Source organism: Collimonas sp. GW821-FHT07E08 (assembly GCF_059418905.1).
Genome location: NZ_JBWKQR010000004.1, coordinates 287,582 through 310,292 on the forward strand (window position 1 = coordinate 287,582; position 22,711 = coordinate 310,292).

Here is a 22,711-nt window from a genome sequence, read left to right on the forward strand (position 1 = left end):
CTTGCCGGGCCTTTCTTGCAGAAGGGGCGGTTTTCTCCGGATCAAAATGACTGTTTCCTCTGTAAACCCTTCACGTACGATCGTATATGTCGCGCTCGCCGGCAACATGCTGGTCGCCGTCACCAAGTTTGCCGCGGCAGCCTGGACCGGCAGTTCCGCCATGCTGAGCGAAGGCATCCATTCTCTGGTCGACAGCGGCAACGAACTGCTGCTGCTGTACGGCATGCATCGCAGTACCGGCGGCCCTGACCGCGACCATCCGCTGGGCCATGGCCGGGAAATCTATTTCTGGAGTTTTGTCGTCGCGCTGCTGATTTTTACCGTGGGCGCGGGAGCGTCGGTTTACGAAGGTGTTGCGCACGTCTTGCAGCCAAGGCCGATTGAAGATGTCCATGTGAATTATGCGGTGCTTGGCCTGTCGGCTTTGTTCGAAGGCAGCTCGTGGTGGTTCGCCTTGCACAAGTTTCGGAAAGCCAGGCCCGGCGCCGGCCTTTTCAGGGCGATCCGGCATAGCAAGGATCCGCCTTCCTTCATCGTTCTGCTGGAAGACAGCGCTGCCATTGCCGGCTTGCTGATCGCATTCATCGGCGTGTATCTCTCGGCAACGCTGAAGATGCCGCTGCTGGACGGGATCGCGTCGATCTTCATCGGCTTGGTGCTGGCGGCTACCGCGCTGGTGCTGGCGCGCGAAACCAAGGGTCTGTTGATCGGCGAGAGCGCCCATCAGGCCACGCTGGATTCAATCTTGCATATTGCCGAAGAAATCGACGGCGTGGTGCATGCGAACAACGTCCTTACCGTACACCTGGCGCCGCAACAGATCCTGGTTGCGCTCAGTGTGGAATTTTCGGATGAGCTCCGCTCGCCGGACATAGAGGCATGCGTGATCGAAATGGAAAAGCGCGTGCTGGCGCAGCATCCGGCGGTGGTTGCCTTGTTCATCAAGCCGCAGGCCTCGCATCATTTCGAGGAAACCGAGCGGAGCGGATCGCAGCGGATTCCTTAGCTGCGAAATGCTTTTTCAAGTCAGCCTGATTTTTTGAGCTGCATTTCGGGAATGCGGGTGCTATTTTCTGCCGCATGAGCGGGCACGGCCGTTACGAAGCTATCGAGATTGTTCTGCGTGCCGGGCATAAAGCGATGGACGATACATAATCAGCGCCGTTTTTTTGTCGAACGGCGGCTAAACCGCTGTTCGACAACCACGGTTCCCCACTGCGAGCCTTCGGCCTCATCGGCCAGCTTGAAGCCTGCCGATTCGTATAGATGGCGCGCCGCGTCCAGGCCCTTGAAGGTCCATAGGTATGTTTCGTTAAAGCGCTGGTCGACAAAATCCATGGCAAGCGAAAGCAGGCGGCGTCCGACGCCGGAGCCGCGCAATGCGTCGTCGACAATGAACCAGCGCAGGTGCGCAATGCCGCTGGCTGCGTCGCCGTCTATCGCAATCGAGCCTAGCGTCCTGCCGTTTTCGACATAGAGCCAGAGCGCTTTGCCGTCGGCAGGCAGGGCCTGGGCGAATGCGGCCAGCTCCGTGGCCACCCGTCTTTCGAAGAACACGCCGAAGCCCGATGCCTGCGAATAGAAGCGCGCATGCAGGCTTGCCACGTCGCCTATGCATCCGGGCTGGTAGCCTTGCACGATTTGTTCGTCTATCGACCTGGCTGGCTGCGGCGCCTCGCCGGCGTTATTCAGCGCCAGCGCATCCGCGTAAAGGCCAAGCGAGCGGACCAGTGTTTGCTGGTCGGCAGGCGCCAGTTGCTGCAATGCGCCGGATACCTGGCGGCTGGCAAAGCGGTCGATTTGCTTGCGCAGCTTCTGGCCCGCATCGGTCAGGTGGAGCCTGAAAGAACGGCCGTCGTCGTCTGCGCTCTCGCGCATGATCAATCCTGACGCTTCAAGTTTTGCTACCTGCCTGCTGGTATTCGACTTGTCCAGGCGCAGCACGCTAGCCAGGTTGCGCGCCTGGATTCCTGGCACCAGGCCGATTTCGATGATGGCGTGCACCGCCGACGGCGCAAGATCGCTCTCCGCCAGGGACGGCCGCATGAAACCCAGCTCGCGCACCAGCTTCCGGGAAAATTCGCGCAGTTCGAGGATCGTGTGTTCCTTCGGCTTCGCAGGGAAATTGAAATAGCTCACGGCGCCCTCGATAAAGTTGCATAAAGTTGCGTTGCGCAACCAATATACTTGCGTTGCGCAACTTTATCAAGGTGGAATATCAGTCATGCCGCGCTTGTCGCGCTTACCTGGGGAAGTACTTCACTATTCCCTCCACGAGCAGCCGCACGTCGCCGAACAATACGCCTATTTCGGTGCTGGCGATGAACAGCGCAGTCTGGAAAGCCGCGGGGTATCTGGCTAGCAGCGCCATGCTGTGTGCTTCATATAGTTTCCTTGCGCTGCCGCGTGCTGCCAATGCGGCGCACGCGATTCCCAGTATTGCGCCTGCCACAATGTCGCTCGGATAGTGCAGGCCGAGGTATACCCTGGGCAGGGCGATGAACGCCAGCACATAGAGATAGAGCAGGCAGCCGGCGCGTCTTGAAATAAGGAAAATTCCGGTGGCCAGGCTGAAGAACAAGGTGGCGTGGTCGCTCGGAAAAGAGCTCCAAATATACAAGGCCTGGCTCTCAGGCACCGGCAAGCCGATGAACTCATGGTATGCCAGCACCGCGTTGGCAAAAGGGCGCGGCTGATAGGGGCCGATATTGTTCGCGATCCTGGCGATCAGTACCGCTACCACGCAGCCGATCAATGTGCCGACGATGATGCGCCTGGTGTCCGATTTAGGATCCGCATCCCTGAACCAGAAATACCAGAGCATGCCGATGATGGGTAAACCCTTGAACAGGTTGGAGCCGGAGATGTAATGGACGATCTGGTTGAAAGGGGCCGACATGGCAGTGAATTGGGACAGCCAATGCATCACCGCAAGATCCACAGAGTTGATCCACATTTTTATTTTTCCTTTCGCGAGGTTATGGAAAAAGAGATTTTTTAATGGACATACGATTTATAGCATTTATCAAGGCGATCTGATTTAATCCGCAGTCGCTGTTTATGTAAAGAAAATTATTTGGTGGATTTGCTGCCTCGCACAATAATTTTTTTTTAGATGAAACCTGTGTCGATGGATGACTGTCAAAGTACTCGTAGCTGCACAAGTCGCAATTGGAAAATTTATTTTTACGTCCTAAGATGAGTGCATGAAGATTCACGAAGAATAATGTGAAACCTTGTAAAAGCCTTATATTTATTGGCTTGCAAAGGGTCAACAAAGATGTTTGTTGAATTGGAAATTTAATGTTGATCTGTATTTTCAAACAGTCAACGGAGTTGTTGTCAACGTGAGAACTGACTTTCGGAAACATGTAACAAATCGTTTCAGGAATGAACTAAGGCTCTCCCATCAAGGTCATTATGTTGTCCTGCAACATGCGTTCGCAGTGCAACTTTTCCAGAAATACAGACCGAATTCTGGCGTTCTCAGACCGTAAGAAACCGACCTTTGGTTTCAACTTTATTCAGATTCCAGTACTGGCTGCAGTCGGCCGATACGCATCTCGTTAAGGGGAATAACATGCTGAAAACATCTCAATCTCTCTGTGAGAACACCAATCGCTTTGGAGCTGCTTCCTGTGCCGCGCATGGGCAGGATCGCTTCTTGAAAAACGATGTCCGCATGTCCGGCATTTCCTGTTTTTCTTTCCATCCACTCATATTTCACTCGATACGCAGCAGCCGTTAGCAGCTCGGATGCGGCAGGCATTGTTGCCTGCCGCACAGTTTTAGCGCACTGAAAGCCAGATCGGAAATCCGCCCGCGACGAGGGCAGGACACGGTCTTTTCGAAAGATTCGATATTTGATCGCTTGCAGGTTCTTCAAGAAAGCGAATCGATCCATAAGCGGCCCATCCTGTCGCGCCACTTGCCCGGTAAAAAACATAAAAATTTCCAGCCGGCTTGGATCGATACATTTGCGACGCAGACGCTGCGTCAGAGAGGCATGAAATGAACAGGCGTTCAAAAACCGAGCCGTACCGGGTGCCGTGGAAGTTTGTCATCCTGATCCCGATATGCTCCTGCGCGGCAGCGCAGGCCGTTGCTGCCGACCTGGTGCCGACCGACATCATGCCGCCGGCCGACATCATCCAGCCGCCTGCAGATGCGATTACACCCTATGTCGGCTACAGCATCGGCCACGACAGCAACCCGCTGAGGCTGCAGAATTCCGCAGCGGCGCAGGCGATGGGAATCGGCAGCGAACTGTCCGATACCACGCAGCGCTACCTGTTCGGGCTGGCGGTCGACAAGACGCTCAGCCGCCAGCACCTGACGGCGAACCTGAGCGCGGCCAAAGTGGATTACAACCGTTTCGGCCAGCTCGACCACTACGACAAGAACCTGGCGGCGAACTGGAACTGGCATGCCGGCGATCATTTCGAAGGAAACATCGGCGCCGATTATTCGCAGGGGCTGACGCCTTTCATCGATTTCCACTTGCTGGAAAGAAACATCCGTACCCAGGAAAACGTCTATGCCGACGGCTCCTGGCTGTTCCATCCGAGCTGGCGCGTGCGTGGCGGGCTGACCTACACCAAGCTGAAATACGACCTGGCGTCGCAGCAACCGCTCGACAATACGCGCAACCAGACCGAAGTGGGACTGGATTACCTGGCCGCCAGCGGCAGCACCTTCGGCGTCCAGCTGCGCCATACGCACGCCGATTTCCCGAATCCCGAACTGGACAACGGCTTGCTGGTGTTTAACGGCTATAACCAGGATGAGGTCAAGGCCAAGATCGACTGGCTGCTCAGCGGCAAGACGCAGCTGCATTTCCTGGGCGGCTGGGTCAGCAGGAAACAGGATGCGGCTGCGGTCAGGGATTTCAGCGGCATCAATTCCCGCCTCTCCGCAGACTGGTCGCCGACCGGGAAAATCGGCGTCACCGTATCCGGCTGGCGCGAGATCGGCGCGGTGGACGACCTGTCCACCGTCTATTCCCTGAACCGGGGCGCCAGCCTGGCTTCCTCCTGGCAGTATTCGGAAAAAATCAAGCTGGTGGCGCAGGTCAAATACCAGAAGCGGGATTTCGGTCCCTCGTCCGGCACCGGCACCCTCGGTTCTCTCAATCAGAACGATGTATTGCGCGATACAGCGCTGAGCGTGGTCTACAACCCGACGCAACGCTGGCGCGTCCAGCTGTCGGGCATCCGCAGCACGCAAACCGTGAAGAATGGGCCGGGCGGTTTTGTCAGCAACGGCGTGACGCTTAACACGCGCTATGCTTTCTAGAGGCCGAACATGACCGAGAACGACATTCCGCTGGTTTCATTTTTCAAGCGCCTGCTTGATCCGCTCATCATCCTCGGGTCGCTGTACCTGATCGTCCTGACGCAGGATGAAATATTTACCGGCGACTATCTGGTGCTGATGATTATCGCCTTCTTCATTTCTTCCTACGTCTACGAACAGATCGACCTCTACCGCACCCTGCATATCGGCAAGCAGCTGGCCTATGCCGGCGATATCTTCATGGGCTGGGCAATCACCGTCATCATCCTGATCCTGATAGGCCAGGGAACCGGGTTGCGCTACGAATTCTCTGACCGCGTGATCCTGGCCTGGTTTGCGCTTGCACCTTTCGCGCTGCTGGCGAGCCGCCTGACGGCGTATATGCTGGCCTTCCATTTCGGCAAAGAAATGAAGCTGCGGTCGGCGATCATCGTCGGCTCCAACAATCCGATCGACGATGTTCTCAAATGCCTGTCTTCCGGCAGCAATGCCGGCATCGACATGCGCGGCTATTTCGACGACCGCGACCAGGCAGTCCGGCCGGCGGGCATGGATTGCCCGCATCTTGGCGCCATCGCAGATGTCGGACCTTATGTGCGGGCCAACAAGATCCGCACCATCTTCATCTGCCTGCCGATGTCGGCCCAGCCGCGGGTGCTGGCGCTGATGGAGGAATTGCGCGACACCACGGCGTCCGTCTATTTCGTGCCGGACATCTATACCTTCGGCCTGATACAGGCACGGCTCGACCATATCGCAGGGATTCCTGTGATCGGCATTTGCGAGACGCCTTTCATCGGCTTGCGCGGCGTCCTCAAGCGTGGCAGCGACATCGTCCTGGCGCTGCTGATCCAGATCATGCTGCTGCCGGTCATGCTCGCCATCGCGATCGGCGTAAAGCTTTCATCGCCAGGACGGATCATTTTCGCGCAGCGCCGCTACGGCCTGAACGGAGAAGAGATCGTTGTCTATAAATTCCGTTCGATGACGGTCGCCGAAGACGGCGCGGTAGTGGACCAGGCAAAAAAGAACGATGCCCGCGTGACACGATTCGGCGGCTTCCTGCGGCGTACGTCGCTGGATGAATTGCCGCAGTTCTTCAACGTGCTGCAAGGCCGCATGAGCATCGTCGGACCGCGCCCGCATGCAGTGGCCCACAACGAAATGTATCGCAAGCTGATCAAGGGCTACATGCTGCGGCACAAGGTGAAGCCAGGCATCACGGGCTGGGCGCAGGTCAACGGCTACCGCGGAGAAACCGACACGCTGGACAAAATGCGGTCGCGCATCGAGTTCGACCTGGAATACCTGCGCAACTGGTCGCTGGCGCTGGACCTGTGGATCATCGTGCGCACCGTTAAAGAAGTGCTGAAGAAAGATAACGCTTACTAAATGCAGGTAGGCATGGAGGAGATTTTTTTCTGTTTGTCCGAATCGGACAGTCCAAGAAATGCGATGTATTTTTCCAGGAGAAAATCATGCGAGGAATTGTATTGTCGATAAGCCTGCTGCTGGCTGCCTATTGCGGCCCCGGCATGGCGGCGGCGCCGGTGTTCCAGCTGGACGGCCAGCCGGCAGCAGGAAGTGCGTCAGCGGTGTATGGCTACCAGCCGGAAACCGAAGCTGCTGCTTCTGCTTCTGCGATTGCAGAGATGGAAACCGTGCGGCCCGTGGCGGCGCAGCCGGACATTTTCGCTGCACGGACCGGCCGCGCCTGGCCCGCCGCAGGGCTCGTTCCCGTGGCCTTTTCGAACAGCCCCAGGCAGGAGCCGGTCCAGGCCCCGAGGAAAATGGCGTCCGGCAAGAACGCCTCGGACGACCTGCTGTTTTATTTCCTGAAGGACTTCAAGGCAAAGCAGCCGCAGAAGCCGGCGCGCTGGGCGATGCTGTTGATCGCGCTCAGCCTCTTGCTGTACCAGATCCGCCGCCGTCCCATGCGCACTTCGATCGGGTTCGGCTCGGCGTCGCGGCTGGGCGGGCAGCATGCCGCCTGATCGCGCGCCGCGGCCATGCCCGAGCGCTGGCCGCAGCGGCGGCTATAGGAATTGTTTTGTCAACAGGAGTCGGAACTTGATGTTCTCTGAACGTATCGGCCGCAGGTCTCTCATCAACAACATGTTCGGCGCGAAAGGAATAGGCATCTTGATGCTGCTTACCGTAATGAATTTAACCGCTTGCGACGACCAGAAAAAGAAAAACGGCCAGGTAGTGGCCAGGATCAACGGCGAAGAGATCACCGCACCGCAGCTTGAGGCTGAGCTGCAGTATGCAGGCAGGCTGCAAGACGACAGCGCCGCGCCGCGGCAAGCCGCGCGCGAGCAAGCCATGGAAGCGCTGATCGACCGCCAGCTGCTGCTGGATGAAGCCTTGCGCAACAAGATCGACCGCGATCCGGCATTGATACAGATTATCGAACGCTTCAAGACCCAGGCCATCGTGCAGGCTTATCTCGAATCCAGGAGCGGAGACCAGGAACAGCCCGGCAAGGCCGAAATTGACAGCTATTTCCAGGCCCATCCAGAGATGTTTGCGCATCGCAAGGTGTTTGAGGTCGAGCAGCTGATCATTGCCGACCAGGATTTCAGCGCGCCGCTGAAGGCCATGATGGATTCGTCGAGATCGCTGAGCCAGGTGGCTGCATGGCTCCGGCAAAACAAGGTTGCGCATGTGCAAAGGCACTATTCCTACAGCAGCGCGGACTTGCCGCCGGAAGTCGGAAGCCGGCTGCAGAGGCTGGGCCGGAACCATCTGTTTGTCATGAAGGACGGGGAGCGCGATTTATTGTGCGCCCTGACCGAACTCAGGGATAGCCCGGTCACGTCGGACGCCGCGGCGCCGCAGATCGAGCGCTACCTGATGAGCAAGAAAATGCAGGAAATAGCCATTTCGGAAATCACTCGCTTGCGCTCGAGCGCCAAGCTTGAATACGTGAAGAAACCCGCTGACAGCATCGACAGCAAAGGCTCGCCGGTCGTGGCGACGCCGCCCGGCGAGCAGCAGCCTGCGGTGCGCAAGAGCATCGAGATGTCTGGCGTGGCGGGGCTCAAATGAACAACCTGGAATTGCTGACCGGAAGGAATAATAAATGAATGAGGTGGCCACCATGATGAGACGATTCTATGTATGTGTACTGCTGCTGCTTTTGCTGGCCTTCGCCAGCAATTCCGCCAGTGCGGCCGATACGCCGATCGGCGCCGGCGACAGCTTGAAGATCTCGGTGTTCGGCAACCCGGACCTGAGCCTTGAAACCAAGGTCGGCGACGGCGGCAACATTACGTTTCCGCTGATAGGCGCGGTCAGCGTCGGCGGCCTGTCGACTGCGGAAGCGGAGAAAAAAATCTCCGACATGCTGACCGGCGGCGGTTTCCTGCGCAAGGCGGAGGTCAATGTCACAGTCACTGAACTGCAGAGCCAGCAGGTGTCGGTGCTCGGCCAGGTGCTGCATCCGGGGCGCTACCCGATCGCCGGCAAGCGCAGCGTGACCGACATGCTGGCGATGGCCGGCGGCGTCGGCCCGGAAGGCGGCGATACCGCCGTGGTGATCCGCACCCGCAACGGCAAGAGCAGCAAGCAGGTAGTCAACCTGCAGGAAATGATCCAGGCCGCGGACATGAAGTCGAACCTCGACCTGGTCAACGGCGACATGATCTATGTCGACCGTGCTCCCAAGTTCTATATCTACGGCGAAGTGCAGCATCCTGGCGGCTACCGGCTGGAACGCAACATGACCATATCCCAGGCCCTGTCGATAGGCGGCGGACTGACGCCGCGCGGCACCGAACGCGGAGTGCGCATCAAGCGCCGCGACAGCCATGGCAATTCCGTGATGATAGACGCCAATCGCGACGAGATATTGCAGACGGACGACGTCGTGTATGTGAAAGAGAGCCTGTTTTGAACCAAGTGCCGCCATTTTCCTGCCGCACTAGAGAGGAGCTTCCATGACTTTCCCACAGCTTCTGAGCATCCTGCGCGCGCGCTACTGGGTGATCCTGCTGACCTTGGTGATCGCGGTGGCGGCTACCGCCGCAGTCACTTTCAACTTGCCCAGGATTTATCGCACCTCGACCACGCTGCTGCTCAATTACAAGGGTACGGATCCGGTGTCCGGCCAGGTGCTGCCGGCGCAGCTGGTGTCAGGCTACATCGCTACCCAGGTCGATCTCGTCGGCAGCAGAGGGGTGGCGCTGAAGGCGGTCGACATGCTGGGGCTGGCCGACAATCCGGTCACCCGGCAGCGTTTCCGGCAGGCGACGAACGGCAAGGGCTCGATCCGCGAGTGGCTGGCGGATTCCTTGCAAAAGATGGTGGATGTGGCGCCTTCGCGCGAAAGCAGCATGATAGAAATCACCGCCAAGGGCAGCGATCCGGCATTCACGGCGCAGGCGGCGAACGGCATCGCGGCGGCTTACCAGCAGCTCAACCTGCAGATCAAGGTCGAGCCTTTGCGGCAGGCGGCCAAATACTTCACCCAGCAGACCACGGCCTTGCGCGCCGAACTGGAGCAAGCCCAGGAAAAAATGTCGCGCTACCAGCAGGAACACGGCCTGGTCAGCGCCGACAGCCGCCTGGACGTCGAGACCACACGTCTCAATGAACTCTCCAGCCAGCTGGTGCTGGCGCAAGGGCAGGGGGCGGAAGCCTCGTCGCGCGGCAGCCAGGCGATGGGCAGCGGCGGCCGCGATTCGCCGGACGTGATTTCGAACGTGCTGGTACAGAACCTGAAAGCGTCGCTGGCGGCGGCAGAAGGGAAATTCGCCTTGCTGTCGCAGAACCTGGACCGCAACCACCCGCAGTACCAGGCCGCCAAGGCGGAAGTCGACCAGCTGCGCTCTGAACTCAACAACAGCATCAGCGCCACCAATGCCGGCGCTGCCAACAACGCTCGCATCCAGCGCCAGCGCACGGGCGAAATCCGTGCCGCGCTGACGGCGCAGACCGCCAAGGTGCTGCAGCTCAACCGCGCCCGCGACGAACTGTCGGTGCTGGCCAAGGATGTCGAAAGCGCGCAGCACGCATACGATGCCGCTGCCCAGCGCCTGAACCAGACCGAACTGGAAGGCCGGTCGAACCAGTCCGACGTCTCCGTGCTGAGCCCGGCCACGGTGCCGGCCCGTCCGTTCAGCCCGAATATCCCGCTCAACATGGTGCTGTCGCTGCTGTTCGGCAGCATGCTGGGGCTGGCCTTGGCAGTGCTGGCCGAGCTGGCGAACCGGCGCATCAGGACCGGCAATGACCTCATCAGCGTGCTGGATGCGCCGATGCTGGGCACCATCGTGTGGCAGAAGCCGGCGCGCAGGCTTGCATTCCCCCATCTGTTTTTATCGCGATGATCGCGCCAACCGGAAAGGTGAAACAACATGAACAAACCGGTCAGTCCTCTTTTCAGCGACACGTTTTATAGCGACTCGGCGCCGCGCAAGGACAGTAACATCGGCCGTATGCTGGTCGAGCAAGGCAAGCTCACGCAGGAGCAGGCGGAACGCGTGCGGCGCCTGCAGCAGGAGCAGGGCTTGCGTTTCGGCGAAGCGGCGCAGCGGCTGGGCCTGGTCAGCGAGCTGGATATCCAGCAGGTGCTGTCGCGGCAGTTTGACTATCCCTACCAGGAAAACCAGGGAAATTACCCGGCGGCGCTGGTCGCCGCCTATCAGCCCTTCAGTGCGGAAGTCGAAATGCTGCGCTCGGTGCGCAGCCAGCTGATGCTGCGCTGGTTTACCGCCTCGCGCAAGACGCTCGCCATCGCCAGCGTGAACGCCGGCGACGGCACCAGCCTGATGGCGGCCAACCTGGCCATCGTATTTTCGCAGCTGGGCTTGCAGACCCTGCTGGTGGACGCCAACCTGCGCAATCCGCGCCAGCAGCGGATATTCAACCTGGCCGCCGGGCACGGGCTGGCCGATGTGCTGGCCGGGCGCGCCGGCCTGGAACCCCTCGCCGTTGCCGAATCGTTCGCAGACCTGTCGCTGCTGCCGGCCGGTTCGCCGGTGCCTAATCCTCAGGAGCTGATCAACCGCTCCAGCTTCAACGCCTTGAACCAGACTTTGCGCAGCCGTTTCGACGTCATCCTGTACGACACGCCTGCCTGCTCCAGTGCGGCTGACGTCCTCACTATCGGGGCCCGCGCCGGCGGCGTGCTGCTGGTGGTGCGCAAAGACCATACCCGGGTGGCAGACCTCACCGCTTTCAGCGACCAGCTGCGCCGCAGCGGCACGGAAGTGGTCGGTTCGGTACTGGTGAGTTTCTGATAAAGGAAATCGATCGCATGCAGAGTTTCGCAAACATCAGGGATTTCATTTTTCCGCGTTCGGCCGGCGTATCCGTCCCGGCGGAACGGATGACGTCCTGGATACTCATGGCCGCGCTGCTGTACCAGGCAGTCCTGTGTGCGGTGCATACCAACGTCCATGCCATATCCACCGCGGGCGTGATGTTTTCGGAATTTGTCATCTACCTGTTATGCATGGTGGTGCTGAGCAAGAATATCAGGCTGGAACTGGTCGCCGTCGCGGCGCTGGCTGCCGCTTGCCTGTTCCTGCTGGCGATCATGCGCAACCAGCTGGACCCGAAAGGATTCCGGGACGTGATGATCCCCATCCTGTTCTACGGGATCGGGCGCCAGGTCGGCGACGCCAGGTATGCCGACCGCCTGCTCAAGCTGGCGGTGCTGCTGGTGCTGGCTTTCGGTTTCCTCGAATGGTTTTTCCTCGATATTTATTCGCGCGTCTTCAACATCTTTTCCTATTACGTCAACCAGGGCGGCCTGGCCGCCGGTTCCAACTGGGCAAAAGACAGCGTGCTTGGCCTGAACGGCATCCGGCCCGAAGGGATAGGGCGCACCATCTTGCCGGCGCTGCTTGGCAGCCACCGCATATCGTCGATATTCCTGGAGCCGGTTTCGCTCGGGAATTTTGCGGTGATCATTGCGGCCTGGGGCTTGTCGAAGCGGCGCGAGGAATTCAAGGACACCATTTTCTTCCTGCTGGCCGCCGCCCTCATGATTGTCATGAGCGATTCGCGCTACGGCATGATCACGGTCGCCACACTGGTCGTGCTGCGCTGTTTGCCGCTGGGCAGGAGCGGCAACGCCTGGCCGATCGTGCTGCCGTTGCTGAGCGCGCTGATGCTGCTGCTGATCGGGGCGTTCTTCGACGGCAGGTACAGCGACAGCTTCCTGGGCCGGCTGTACGTCAGCGGCCGTACGCTGCTGGACCTGAATATCGGCATGCTGCTGGGCCTCGACGGCTACAACACCAATTTCGGCGACATGGGCTACCCATCGCTGCTGACGCGGCTCGGCCTGCCGCTGTGTGTCCTGCTATGGGTGCCGTTATGGATGCTGAAAATGGAAGACGAGCGGGGCAACCGCTTCCGTATCTATATCACGCTGTATATCTCGCTGATCCTGTGCGTCAGCGGCACTTCGCTGTTCGCGCTGAAAACCGCCGGCATCCTGTGGTTCCTGGTCGGGTGCGCCGCCGGCAAGGCGGCCGATCCAGCGCCTGCCGGCGCCGCAGCACGGCCATCGGCTAAAACAAAGGAGCAAAACAATGCCTATTAAAGTCACGCACATCGTGCGCCAGTATTCCCCTTCGATCGGCGGCATGGAAGACGTGGTGCAGAATATCGCCAGGCAGCAGCGCGAGCATCATGGCCAGTTGCCGAAGGTGGTCACGCTCAACCGCCTGTTCAGGAACTCGGCCGAATTCCTCGGCGCCGAAGCCATGGTCAACGGCGTCGCCGTGGTGCGCCTGCCGTTCCGCGGCAGCAGCCGGTATCCGCTCTGTCCAAGCGTGCTGGAGCATGTGGCGGATGCCGATGTCATCCATGTGCACGGCATCGATTTCTTTTTCGATTACCTGGCGCTGACCCGTCCCTTGCACCGGCGGCCGCTGGTGGCGTCGACCCATGGCGGCTTTTTCCACACCAGGTTCGCGTCGGGGCTGAAGAAAGTCTATTTCAATACGGTCACGCGCGCCTCGTCCATGGCCTACGACAAGATCATCGCCACCAGCGACAACGACGGCGACATGTTTGCCGGCATCGTCAAGCCGCCCAAGCTGGCGGTGATTGAAAACGGCGTCAACGTCGAGAAATACAGCGGCCAGTCGGCCCAGGTGCCGACCCGGACCTTGATCTATTTCGGCCGCTGGTCGATCAATAAAGGCTTGCTCGAAACGCTGGCCTTGTTCCAGCAGCTTGCGCGGCGCCAGCCGGGGTGGAAGCTGATCATCGCCGGCCGCGAATATGACCACAGCGCCGAGGAACTGCGTGCATGGGCAAGCCAGCATCAGCTGGCGGATGCGGTGCAGATCGTGGCCAATCCTTCCGACCAGGAGCTGGCGGCGCTGATTGCGCAGTCCAGCTACTTCATCTGCCTGTCGCGCCATGAAGGTTTCGGCATCGCCCCGATTGAAGCGATGAGCGCCGGCCTGACGCCGGTCTTGAGCGACATCCCGCCATTCCGCAACCTGCTTGAACAATCGGGGGCAGGGCTGCTGCTGTCGGCGCCGACCGAAGAACAAAACATAGCGAGCCTGCTGATGCTGCATCAAGAGATGCAGGCCGATTACGTCCAGCGGCGGGCGCAGATGCAGCAGTTCGTGGAGCGCTACGACTGGCGGCGCATCGCGGAAAAATATATCGATGTATACAAGGAGCTGGTGCGTTGAGGCGGCAGCCCAAGGCATCTGGAGCAATCCATGGATAGAGAAAAGATCGATGCAATCACCGGGTTGCGCGGACTGGCGGCGCTGCTGGTGGTGTACGGCCATGCGCTCGACTGGTTTGCGCTGCCTTGGAAAAACCATCTTTTCGGCGAAGTCGGCGTGACGGTTTTCTTTTCCTTGAGCGGCTTCCTCATGGCCTATCTTTATCTCGGGAAGCGGTTTTCGGCGATCAATGTGGTCGATTATGCGGTTTCCCGTTTTTCCAGGATAGCGCCGGCCTACCTTGTGATTGTCCTGGTTTCTTTTTTCATCTACGTCAATATCGATCCGAATTTTGTCTACGGGATATCGGGGAAGAATATACTGCGCCACCTTCTTTTCTCGGGCAATGCGTCGGTATTCTGGAGCATCACGCCCGAAGTGGAGTTCTACTTCCTGTTCGTGCTGGCCTGGGCCGCGAGCAGCCGCTACCTGGTCCGCTCCGATGCCGCCGGGCTGCTGTTCCTGGCGCTGGGCAGCATTGTTTTTCTGGCGTACCGGGATAGCTTTCCAGGCACCTTCGTCGGCTCGAAATTGCATTATTTCCTGTTCGGCATGATTGCCGGCGCGATGCGCTCGCATATCCAGGGCCAGGCGCAGGACCGGCGCTGGCTGGCCGTGCTGCATGCGGCATCGGTGGCCGCGATCGTATCGATTGTGGCGGGATGGCTGGTTCTTCCATTCTCCGGCAACCAAGAGTTCTACAGCAGCATCCTGACCGCTGTTTTCGGCGCTTTCCTGGTATTCAGCCTGTCCTTTCCATCTGCCGTCGGTAACGGTTTTTTCGCAAACAGGGTGATGGTTTTATGCGGTGAATGCAGTTTCTCGATCTACCTGCTGCATATGCCGGTCATTTATCTGGTGCGAAAAATCCATCCGGAGCCGTTTTCACTCTTCATCCTGCTTCCTTTTGCAGTCCTTGTCCTCTTGTTTTCGTGGCTTAACTACCAGCTGGTCGAAAAACCCGGCGCCCGTCTGATCAAATCCGCGGGTTCCTTGTTCAAGCGGAAATTCCTTGCCGTGTTTCCGATGGCGGCTGGCAACCGGTCAATGCCTTTAGGAGGTGATACCCGATGATCAAATTCCTGTTTTCCTCAGTAATCCTGGCCGGCGCCTTGTTTTGCCAGGCGGCGTCCGCCGGCTGCCTGGACGGCAAGCCGATGGCCGGCGTCAACCTGAGCGGCGCCGAGTTCGCGGCCGAGAAACTGCCTGGCAAGGTGTTTACCGACTATGTGTATCCGGACCTGGACGAAATGCGGCTGTTCCAGTCCATGGGCATGAACACCTTCCGCCTGCCGTTCCTGTGGGAGAGGGTGCAGCCGAAGCTGTTCGGCGAACTGGACCAGGCGGAACTGCAGAGGATCAAGGATAGCGTTGCGGCCGCCGGTTCGATCGGCGCGTGCATGATCCTCGATGTGCACAACTATGGCCAATACCGCGGCAAGCCTATCGGTTCGCCGGAAGTGCCGCGCGCGGCGCTGGTCGATCTCTGGCAGCGCCTGCTGGCCAGCTTCAAGGACCCGGCCAATGTCGCCTTCGGCCTGATGAACGAACCGGCCAAGCTGCCGACCGCGGAATGGGCGGCAACCGCGCAAGAGACGCTGAACGCCTTGCGCAGGAAAGGCTCGCGGCACCTGATCCTGGTTCCTGGCGGCGGCTGGAGCGGGGCGCATTCCTGGTATGCAAAAGACGGCGCGGTCTCGAACGCCGACGCCTTCCGTTTCTTTCACGACCCCGCCGATAACTACATGATCGAAGTCCACCAGTATGCCGACGCCAATTTTTCCGGCACCGGCAACGATTGCGTGGACCCGGCCCGCCTGAGCGCGATCATGGCCAACGTCGCCCTGTGGGCGACCTCGACCAGGCGCCGCCTGTTCCTTGGCGAATTCGGCGTGCCGGCCAACCAGCAATGCCTGGCAGCCTTGACGGCGATGGTGGATGCCATCAAGGGCAACCCGGCCTGGGGCGGCTGGACCTACTGGGCCGCCGGGCAATGGCTGGGGACCTACCCATTCAGCCTGCAGCCCGACAGCAACGGCGAACGGCCGCAAACGGCCATCCTGAAGAAGGGCATATCGCCTTAGGACGAGCGGCAGCCCGCTGGGACTGTCCGCTCGGAAACGAGATTGAAAAGGGAAACAAATGAAATTTTCGCTGGTAATGGCTACGGTAGGACGCGTTGACGAAGTTGCCCGTTTCCTGGAATCGCTGGACGCGCAAGACTACCGGAATTTTGAACTGATCGTGGTCGACCAGAACGGCGACGACAGACTGGTGCCGCTGCTGGACCGGTACCGCCAGAAATTTCCGCTGCGGCATGTGCGTTCGGCTGCGCATGGCGCCTCGCGCGCGCGCAATGCCGGCCTGGCCTTGGTGGATGGCGACGTGATCACCTTTCCCGACGACGATTGCTGGTATCCGGCCGGCTTGCTGGAGAAGGTGGTCGCCGTGCTGGCCAGCCATCGGGAACTGGACGGCATTACCGGGCGTTTCACCGACGGCGACGGCAAGGTCGAGGGACGCTGGCTGGCAAGCAGCGCGCTGCTGAACCGCTATAACGTCTGGCGCGGCGCGATTGAGTTCAGCATTTTCCTGCGCCGGCGCGTGGTCGATGCCGTCGGCGGCTTCGATGAAACGCTGGGAGTAGGGGCCGGCACGGTGTGGGGCGCCGCCGAAGGAACCGATTATCTGCTGCGCAGCCTGCGTCTTGGTTTCAAGCTGAAATTCCTGGCCGACATGACCTTGCATCACCCGGTAAAGACAGCGCATTTCGACGCCGGCGCCTGCCTTCGGCAAAAGAAATACGAAACCGGGATCGGCCGCGTGATGCGCATCAACGATTACCCGTTCTGGTATTTCCCCGTTACCTGCCTGCGGACCTGCGGCGGCATCGCGCTGGCGCTGGCCAGGGGCGATTTCCTCAAGGCGCGCTTTAAATACGTGAGCGTGCTGGCGCGCGTGCGCGGCTGGCGCGGCTAGCAAGCGGAGCAGAACCCCATGCCTGGCCTGAGATTAGGAGTGTCATGAGTCAAAAAAACGTAGGCGGCGGCCTGGCGTCCGGATCGATCTGGTCGATCGTGGACAACCTCGCGCAACAAGCCATTTCATTCGTGATCTTTGCGGTGCTGGCGCGTTTCCTGGCGCCGGATGCATTCGGCTTGCTGACGGTCGCCCATCTTTTCATCCTGTTTACCCGGCTGGTGGTGTTCGACGCGATTGCGATGCCGGTGATACGCGCCGGCTTGCCGGACGACAGGTTTTACTCCTGGGTGTTCACTTGCTGCACGCTGGCCGGCTTGCTGCTTGCCGCCCTGATGTTTTTTTCGGCAGGCCTGGTGTCGTCGCTGTACCGGGCGCCGGAACTGAAGGCGGTATTGCAGGGCATGAGCCTGTCGGTGCTGTTCTTCGGCCTGATGCGCGCCTACGAGGCCAGGCTGGTGCGCAACATGATGTTCCGCCAGCTCGCGGTCCGCTCGATCGGTTCGGTGATGACCGGCGGCGTGGTCGGCATCGCACTGGCCGCCGGCGGCTGGGGCGCGATGTCGCTGGTGGTGCAGCAGGTCGCGGCGTCCGGGCTGGCGCTGGCGCTGGTGGTGGCGCAAAGCCGCTGGCTGCCGCGCATCGTGTTTGACCGCGCGCTGAACAGGAAATACTGGCACGACATCCGCCAGGTCGGGCTGACCGGCATTCTGAACTTTGCCAATACCAATGGCGATTCGCTGCTGGTGAGCATTTTCCTGGGACCGTACGCCACCGGCTTGTACAACCTGGCAAAACGGGTGACCTCGGCGGTGTACCTGGTGATCGCCAGCTCCATGCAGAAAGTGGCGTTGCCGGTGTTTTCCGACGCCGGCACGGACCTGGCGGCGATGGGGCGCGGTTACCTGAAGATCCTCGGCATCACGCTGTTTTGCGTCGCTCCCTTGCTGTGTTTCCAGGCCGTGCTGGCCGAACCGCTGGTGGCGGCGGTGTTCGGCGCCAAGTGGCTGCCTGCCGCGCCCGTAGTCAGCGCGCTGGCGCTGCTGTACCTGCTGTCGTCGATCGTGCATCTGAACGACTACCTGTTTTTCGCCGTAGGCAAGAACCGCCTGCCGGTGCGGCTCGGCATCGCCCAATTGGTGCTGGCGACTGCGCTGGCGGTGAGCTGCTACCGCTTCGGCCTGCTCGGCATGAGCCTGTCGTTTTGCGGCGCCTACCTGCTGGTTTTTCCCTTGTCGCAAATCTTGCTCAACCGCGAGCTCGGCCTCAATGCGCGCCAGGTGTGGTACGCGCTGGCGCCGCCGCTGGTGGGCAGCACTTTCCTGGTCCTTGGACTGGCGGCATACGCCTGGCTGGTGCCGCCGGGAATCAGCAATGTGACCTTGGTTGCGGGCGGTGTCCTTATCGCCTGCTTGTTGTATCCATTCATGGTGGTTGTCACCGGCTGGCAGATCAGGTCGGTCAACGCATCGTGGCATGGATTATTGCTGTCGGCTATGCGGCTGGGCCGCGCACGATAGACGGCAGCGCGATGGATTCAGGCGTCTTGCCGGGCTTTCTTTCCCGGAGACGCCGTTTAGGAGAGTTTTTTCATGAAGACAAAGAAGACAATCCCGATCGCCGGTTTTCCGGTGGTCAAGACCACGACCAACGTGCTGGCCAGGTACTTGCAGCACGCGATGTGGGTCAATAAAAAGATAACGCTGTTTTTTGCCAATACGAATTTCATCGTGCGCTGCAACCACCTGCTGGAGAAAATGCGGAACGCCTCGGTGACGATTGTCAACGACGGCGTCGGCATGGATATCGCGGCTTTCCTGTTTGGCCGCGAAGCGTTCAAGGAGAACCTGAACGGCACCGATTTCATTCCTCGCCTCCTGTGCGGCACGGGCGGGCCCAAGCGCGTGTTCATGCTGGGAGGCAGGCCGGAAATCCTGGACAAGGCAGTCGCCCATGTAAACGACACCTTGAAGCAGAAGGTGGTCGGCAGCTGCGACGGCTACCGCGGCATGCAAGAGCAGCGCGCCGGCCTGGTGGCGTTGATCAACCGTTCGCAGGCGGAAGTGGTGCTGGTGGCGCTTGGCAATCCGATGCAGGAAGAATGGATCCTGGTCAACCGCCAAGCGCTGGATGCCAAAGTCGTGGTCGGCGTCGGCGCCCTGTTCGATTTCTGGGGAGGTTACAAGCCGCGCGCGCCGCAGCTGGTGCAAAGGCTGCGGCTGGAATGGCTGTACCGCCTGTGCCTGGAACCGCGGCGGCTGTTGCGCCGCTATACCTTGGACATCCTGATGTTCCTGCTGCTGTGCCGGAAATATGGCAGCAGCAGTCAGAAAAATTGACCAAAAAACCTGAAGCTAATCCTGATTCAACCTGTGAGGTGAAAAATGAAAGCAATGATTCTAGCAGCCGGCAAAGGCACCCGCGTGCGTCCGCTGACCTACGACCTGCCAAAACCCATGATACCGATCCTGGGCAAACCTGTGATGGCTTACCTTGTTGAATATCTTGCCAGCTACGGCGTACGCGAGATCATGGTCAACGTCAGCCACCTGCATCACAAGATCGAAGAATTCTTCGGCGACGGCAGCCAGTACGGCGTGCAGATAGGCTATTCGTTCGAGGGTTATGTCAATGACTTCGGCGAGGTGACGGCGGAACCGCTGGGTTCGGCTGGCGGCATCAAGAAGATCCAGCAGTTCGGCGAGTTTTTTGACGATACCGTGATCGTGATCTGCGGCGATGCCTTGATCGACCTCGATCTCAGTTCGGCGCTGTTCGAGCACAAGCAAAAAGGCGCCTTGGCCAGCGTCATCACCAAAGAGGTGCCCTGGGACAAGGTAGACAATTACGGCGTAGTGGTGATGGACCAGGAGGGCCGGATCCAGTCATTCCAGGAAAAGCCGAAGCAGGATGAAGCCTTGTCCAATTTCGCCAGCACCGGCATCTACATTTTCGAGCCGGAAGTGATCGACCTGATTCCTGCCGATACGGTATTCGATATCGGCTCCGAGCTGTTTCCGCTGATGGCGAAAAAAGGCTTGCCGTTTTATGCGCAGCAGCGGTTTTTCAACTGGACAGACATCGGCAGCGTGACCGATTTCTGGAGCGTCCTGCAGAATGTGATGCAAGGCCAGGTGGCGCAGCTGGAAATGCCGGGCAGGCAAATCGCCGAAGGCGTCTGGGCCGGCCTCAACACCAGCATAGATTGGGAGGGAACCACCATCGAAGGGCCGGTATACATCGGCTCGGGCTGCCGCATCGATGCCGGCTGCAAGATCGTCGGCCCTACCTGGATAGGGCACGGCAGCCATATCTGTTCCGACACGCAAGTGGTGCGCAGCGTGCTGTTCGAGTACACGCGGATCCTGGGCGGCGCCCGCCTGGATGAGGCGATCGTATTCAAGCAATACAGCGTAAACCGCGCCGGCGACATGCGCCGCCTGCCCGAGGCAGGTGTGCCCGACTGGGGCGATGCGCGCGACCGCCTGCCGGAACCCGCCATCGAAGTGAGCTGAGCATGAATATATATCCAGTGATCCTGGCCGGAGGTTCCGGCACCCGCCTGTGGCCGCTCTCGCGCGAAGCCATGCCCAAGCAGCTGCTGCCGCTGCGTTCGCAGCATTCGATGCTGCAGGAAACGCTGCTGCGGCTGGCGGACTGGCCGGAACTGATGCCGCCGCTGCTCACCTGCGGCAATGAACATCGTTTCATGGTGGCGGAACAGCTGCGCGGCATCAGCATTGCCCCCTTGGCTATCCTGCTGGAGCCGGAAAGCAAGAATACCGCGCCGACGGTCGCGGTGGCGGCCCATTTCCTGCTGCAGCATGACAAGGACGCCATCATGCTGGTGCTGCCGGCCGACCATGTGATCGGCGATGCGCAAGCGTTCCACGCGGCGGTCCGCTGCGCGGCGCAGGCAGTCGAAAAAGGAGCGCTGGCGACCTTCGGCATCGTGCCGGGCGCGGCCGAAACCGGTTATGGCTATATCCGCCGCGCCAAGACCGCGTTCAACGGCATCGACGGTTGTTATGCAGTCGAGAAATTCGTCGAGAAGCCGGACAAGGCGACTGCGGAAAAATTTCTGGCCGATGCTGCCTACAGCTGGAACAGCGGCATGTTCCTGTTCCAGCCGGCGCGCTACCTGGAGGAGCTGCGCGAGTACCGGCCGGCGATCGCCGCGAGCTGCAAGCAGGCTTTCGAGGCTTCCTACCATGACCTCGATTTTTGCCGGCTGGATGAAGCCGCCTTCGCCAGCTGCCCGGCGGAATCCATCGATTACGCGGTCATGGAACAGACCCGGCACGCGGTGGTGGTGCCGGCTGCCATCGGCTGGAGCGATATCGGTTCCTGGTCCGCCCTGTGGGAGGTGCTGGAGGGCGATGCCGACGGCAATGTGCTGCGCGGCGATGTGTACACGGACGGTGTCCGCGATTCGCTGATCCGTGCCGAAAGCCGCTTCGTGGCGGTGATCGGGATGCAGGACACGGTGGTGGTGGAAACCAAGGATGCGGTGCTGGTGGTGCACAAGGACCAGGTGCAAGGCGTCAAGAAAATCGTCGAGGCGCTCAAGAAAGACAGCCGCACGGAACACATGAACCACATCCGTGTCTACCGGCCGTGGGGCTGTTATGAAGGCATAGACGGCGGCGACCGCTTCCAGGTGAAACGGATTACCGTCAATCCCGGCGGCAAACTGTCGCTGCAGATGCACCACCACCGGGCCGAACACTGGGTGGTGGTCAGCGGCACGGCGCGCATCGTCTGCGGCGAGGAAGAGAAATTCCTTACCGAGAACGAATCCACCTATATTCCCATCGGCGTCCGCCACCGGCTGGAAAATCCCGGGAAGCTGCCGCTGCACCTGATCGAGGTGCAGTCGGGCAGCTACCTGGGGGAAGACGACATCGTGCGTTTCGAAGACATCTATAAACGCTGTTAAGGCAATCAACCAGGTACAACATCATGCTCCCGATCCAACCTTCCATATTCAAGGCTTACGACATCCGCGGCATCGTCGGTAAAACCCTGGACGCCGGCATCGCGCGCCAGATCGGCCAGGCCTTCGGCATCGCCGCTCGCGCCAAGGGCGAAAAAACGGTCATTATCGGCCGCGACGGCCGCTTGTCCGGGCCGGAACTTGCTGCCGCCCTGACGGCCGGCTTGCGCGACGCCGGCGCCGATGTCGTCGATCTCGGCGTTGTCGTGACGCCGATGGTGTATTTCGCCACCCATGTGCTGGGTGCGCAGTCCGGCATCATGGTCACCGGCAGCCACAATCCTCCCGATTACAACGGCTTCAAGATGGTGCTGGCGGGCGAGGCGATATACGGCGAGGCCATCCAGCAGCTATACCAGGCCATAGACAGCGGCAGCGTCGAAGCGACGGTGTCTGTGCCAAGCGGCAGCTATCGCCAGCACGATATCAAGCATGCCTATCTGCAGCGCATCGTCAGCGACACCAGGCTGGCGCGGCCGATGAAGATCGTGGTCGATTGCGGCAACGGCGTCGCCGGCGCGTTTGCCGGCGAACTGTATCGCGCGCTCGGCTGCGAGGTGCAGGAACTGTTCTGCGAAGTCGACGGCACTTTCCCCAACCACCATCCCGATCCGGCGCATCCGGAAAACCTGCAGGACGTGATCCGCGCCCTGCAGAATTCCGATGCCGAAATCGGCCTGGCTTTCGACGGCGACGGCGACCGCCTCGGCGTGGTCACCAAGGATGGCCAGAT

General features: G+C 60.1%; 21 protein-coding genes. 18 read left to right on the forward strand and 3 right to left on the reverse strand.

What is annotated here, in order from left to right:
* Window positions 1–46 precede the first annotated feature (46 nt).
* A complete protein-coding gene (locus AC07RZ_RS07495; RefSeq protein WP_494667479.1) occupies window positions 47–1,006 on the forward strand; it encodes a cation diffusion facilitator family transporter in 960 nt (319 codons plus the stop codon).
* Window positions 1,007–1,155: 149 nt separating this feature from the next.
* Here AC07RZ_RS07495 and AC07RZ_RS07500 read toward each other — a convergent pair whose 3' ends face one another.
* The 3 genes from AC07RZ_RS07500 to AC07RZ_RS07510 form a co-directional block, all read right to left on the reverse strand.
* Window positions 1,156–2,139, reverse strand: coding sequence for a bifunctional helix-turn-helix transcriptional regulator/GNAT family N-acetyltransferase (locus tag AC07RZ_RS07500; RefSeq protein WP_494667480.1), 984 nt, complete (start codon window positions 2,137–2,139; stop codon window positions 1,156–1,158).
* A gap of 103 nt (window positions 2,140–2,242) precedes the next feature.
* The gene (locus tag AC07RZ_RS07505) at window positions 2,243–2,956 is read right to left on the reverse strand and encodes a phosphatase PAP2 family protein (RefSeq protein WP_494667481.1); all 714 of its coding nucleotides are present in this window, start codon (window positions 2,954–2,956) and stop codon (window positions 2,243–2,245) included.
* 564 nt (window positions 2,957–3,520) lie between these two features.
* Window positions 3,521–4,027, reverse strand: coding sequence for a hypothetical protein (locus tag AC07RZ_RS07510; protein WP_494667482.1), 507 nt, complete (start codon window positions 4,025–4,027; stop codon window positions 3,521–3,523).
* On the opposite strand from AC07RZ_RS07510, the gene epsL reads away from it, so the two are divergent.
* The 17 genes from epsL to AC07RZ_RS07595 all read left to right on the forward strand — a co-directional run.
* Window positions 4,012–5,295, forward strand: a complete 1,284-nt coding sequence (gene epsL, locus AC07RZ_RS07515; protein WP_494667483.1) for an XrtB/PEP-CTERM-associated polysaccharide biosynthesis outer membrane protein EpsL — start codon at window positions 4,012–4,014, stop codon at window positions 5,293–5,295. The two genes, AC07RZ_RS07510 and epsL, sit on opposite strands and share 16 nt — an antisense overlap.
* A gap of 9 nt (window positions 5,296–5,304) precedes the next feature.
* Window positions 5,305–6,687: an undecaprenyl-phosphate glucose phosphotransferase gene (locus AC07RZ_RS07520; RefSeq protein ID WP_494667484.1), complete on the forward strand. Its 1,383-nt coding sequence runs from the start codon at window positions 5,305–5,307 to the stop codon at window positions 6,685–6,687.
* A gap of 86 nt (window positions 6,688–6,773) precedes the next feature.
* Window positions 6,774–7,289 (forward strand): hypothetical protein, encoded by a 516-nt coding sequence (locus AC07RZ_RS07525; RefSeq protein ID WP_494667485.1) that lies wholly within the window; start codon window positions 6,774–6,776, stop codon window positions 7,287–7,289.
* 79 nt (window positions 7,290–7,368) lie between these two features.
* Window positions 7,369–8,346: an EpsD family peptidyl-prolyl cis-trans isomerase gene (locus tag AC07RZ_RS07530; RefSeq protein ID WP_494667511.1), complete on the forward strand. Its 978-nt coding sequence runs from the start codon at window positions 7,369–7,371 to the stop codon at window positions 8,344–8,346.
* Between the two features lie 34 nt (window positions 8,347–8,380).
* On the forward strand, window positions 8,381–9,193 hold the full coding sequence (gene epsE, locus AC07RZ_RS07535) for a polysaccharide export protein EpsE (RefSeq protein ID WP_494667486.1): 813 nt from the start codon (window positions 8,381–8,383) through the stop codon (window positions 9,191–9,193).
* A gap of 43 nt (window positions 9,194–9,236) precedes the next feature.
* Window positions 9,237–10,628, forward strand: coding sequence for a chain length determinant protein EpsF (epsF, locus tag AC07RZ_RS07540; RefSeq protein ID WP_494667487.1), 1,392 nt, complete (start codon window positions 9,237–9,239; stop codon window positions 10,626–10,628).
* A gap of 27 nt (window positions 10,629–10,655) precedes the next feature.
* Complete coding sequence (gene epsG / locus AC07RZ_RS07545; RefSeq protein ID WP_494667488.1) at window positions 10,656–11,540, forward strand: chain length determinant protein tyrosine kinase EpsG; 885 nt, start codon at window positions 10,656–10,658, stop codon at window positions 11,538–11,540.
* A 17-nt stretch (window positions 11,541–11,557) separates the two neighbouring features.
* Window positions 11,558–12,853 (forward strand): polysaccharide polymerase, encoded by a 1,296-nt coding sequence (locus AC07RZ_RS07550; protein WP_494667489.1) that lies wholly within the window; start codon window positions 11,558–11,560, stop codon window positions 12,851–12,853.
* On the forward strand, window positions 12,843–13,964 hold the full coding sequence (locus AC07RZ_RS07555; protein WP_494667490.1) for a glycosyltransferase family 4 protein: 1,122 nt from the start codon (window positions 12,843–12,845) through the stop codon (window positions 13,962–13,964). The genes AC07RZ_RS07550 and AC07RZ_RS07555 overlap by 11 nt, the downstream gene beginning before the upstream one ends.
* Window positions 13,965–13,994: 30 nt before the next feature.
* On the forward strand, window positions 13,995–15,077 hold the full coding sequence (locus AC07RZ_RS07560; RefSeq protein ID WP_494667491.1) for an acyltransferase family protein: 1,083 nt from the start codon (window positions 13,995–13,997) through the stop codon (window positions 15,075–15,077).
* Window positions 15,074–16,087, forward strand: a complete 1,014-nt coding sequence (locus tag AC07RZ_RS07565; RefSeq protein ID WP_494667492.1) for a glycoside hydrolase family 5 protein — start codon at window positions 15,074–15,076, stop codon at window positions 16,085–16,087. The genes AC07RZ_RS07560 and AC07RZ_RS07565 overlap by 4 nt, the downstream gene beginning before the upstream one ends.
* 58 nt (window positions 16,088–16,145) lie before the next feature.
* Window positions 16,146–16,982, forward strand: coding sequence for a glycosyltransferase family A protein (locus AC07RZ_RS07570; protein ID WP_144738414.1), 837 nt, complete (start codon window positions 16,146–16,148; stop codon window positions 16,980–16,982).
* Between the two features lie 44 nt (window positions 16,983–17,026).
* Entirely contained in the window at window positions 17,027–18,502 is a 1,476-nt protein-coding gene (locus AC07RZ_RS07575; RefSeq protein WP_494667493.1) for a lipopolysaccharide biosynthesis protein, read from the forward strand.
* 72 nt (window positions 18,503–18,574) lie between these two features.
* The gene (locus tag AC07RZ_RS07580) at window positions 18,575–19,321 is read left to right on the forward strand and encodes a WecB/TagA/CpsF family glycosyltransferase (protein ID WP_494667494.1); all 747 of its coding nucleotides are present in this window, start codon (window positions 18,575–18,577) and stop codon (window positions 19,319–19,321) included.
* A gap of 45 nt (window positions 19,322–19,366) precedes the next feature.
* Window positions 19,367–20,497 carry a nucleotidyltransferase family protein gene (locus AC07RZ_RS07585; protein WP_494667495.1) on the forward strand — a complete coding sequence of 377 codons (1,131 nt, stop codon included), beginning with the start codon at window positions 19,367–19,369 and terminating at the stop codon, window positions 20,495–20,497.
* A gap of 2 nt (window positions 20,498–20,499) precedes the next feature.
* Window positions 20,500–21,921, forward strand: coding sequence for a mannose-1-phosphate guanylyltransferase/mannose-6-phosphate isomerase (locus AC07RZ_RS07590; protein WP_494667496.1), 1,422 nt, complete (start codon window positions 20,500–20,502; stop codon window positions 21,919–21,921).
* Window positions 21,922–21,944: 23 nt separating this feature from the next.
* Window positions 21,945–22,711: phosphomannomutase/phosphoglucomutase (locus AC07RZ_RS07595; protein WP_494667497.1), on the forward strand; the 767-nt coding region annotated here is incomplete at its 3' end.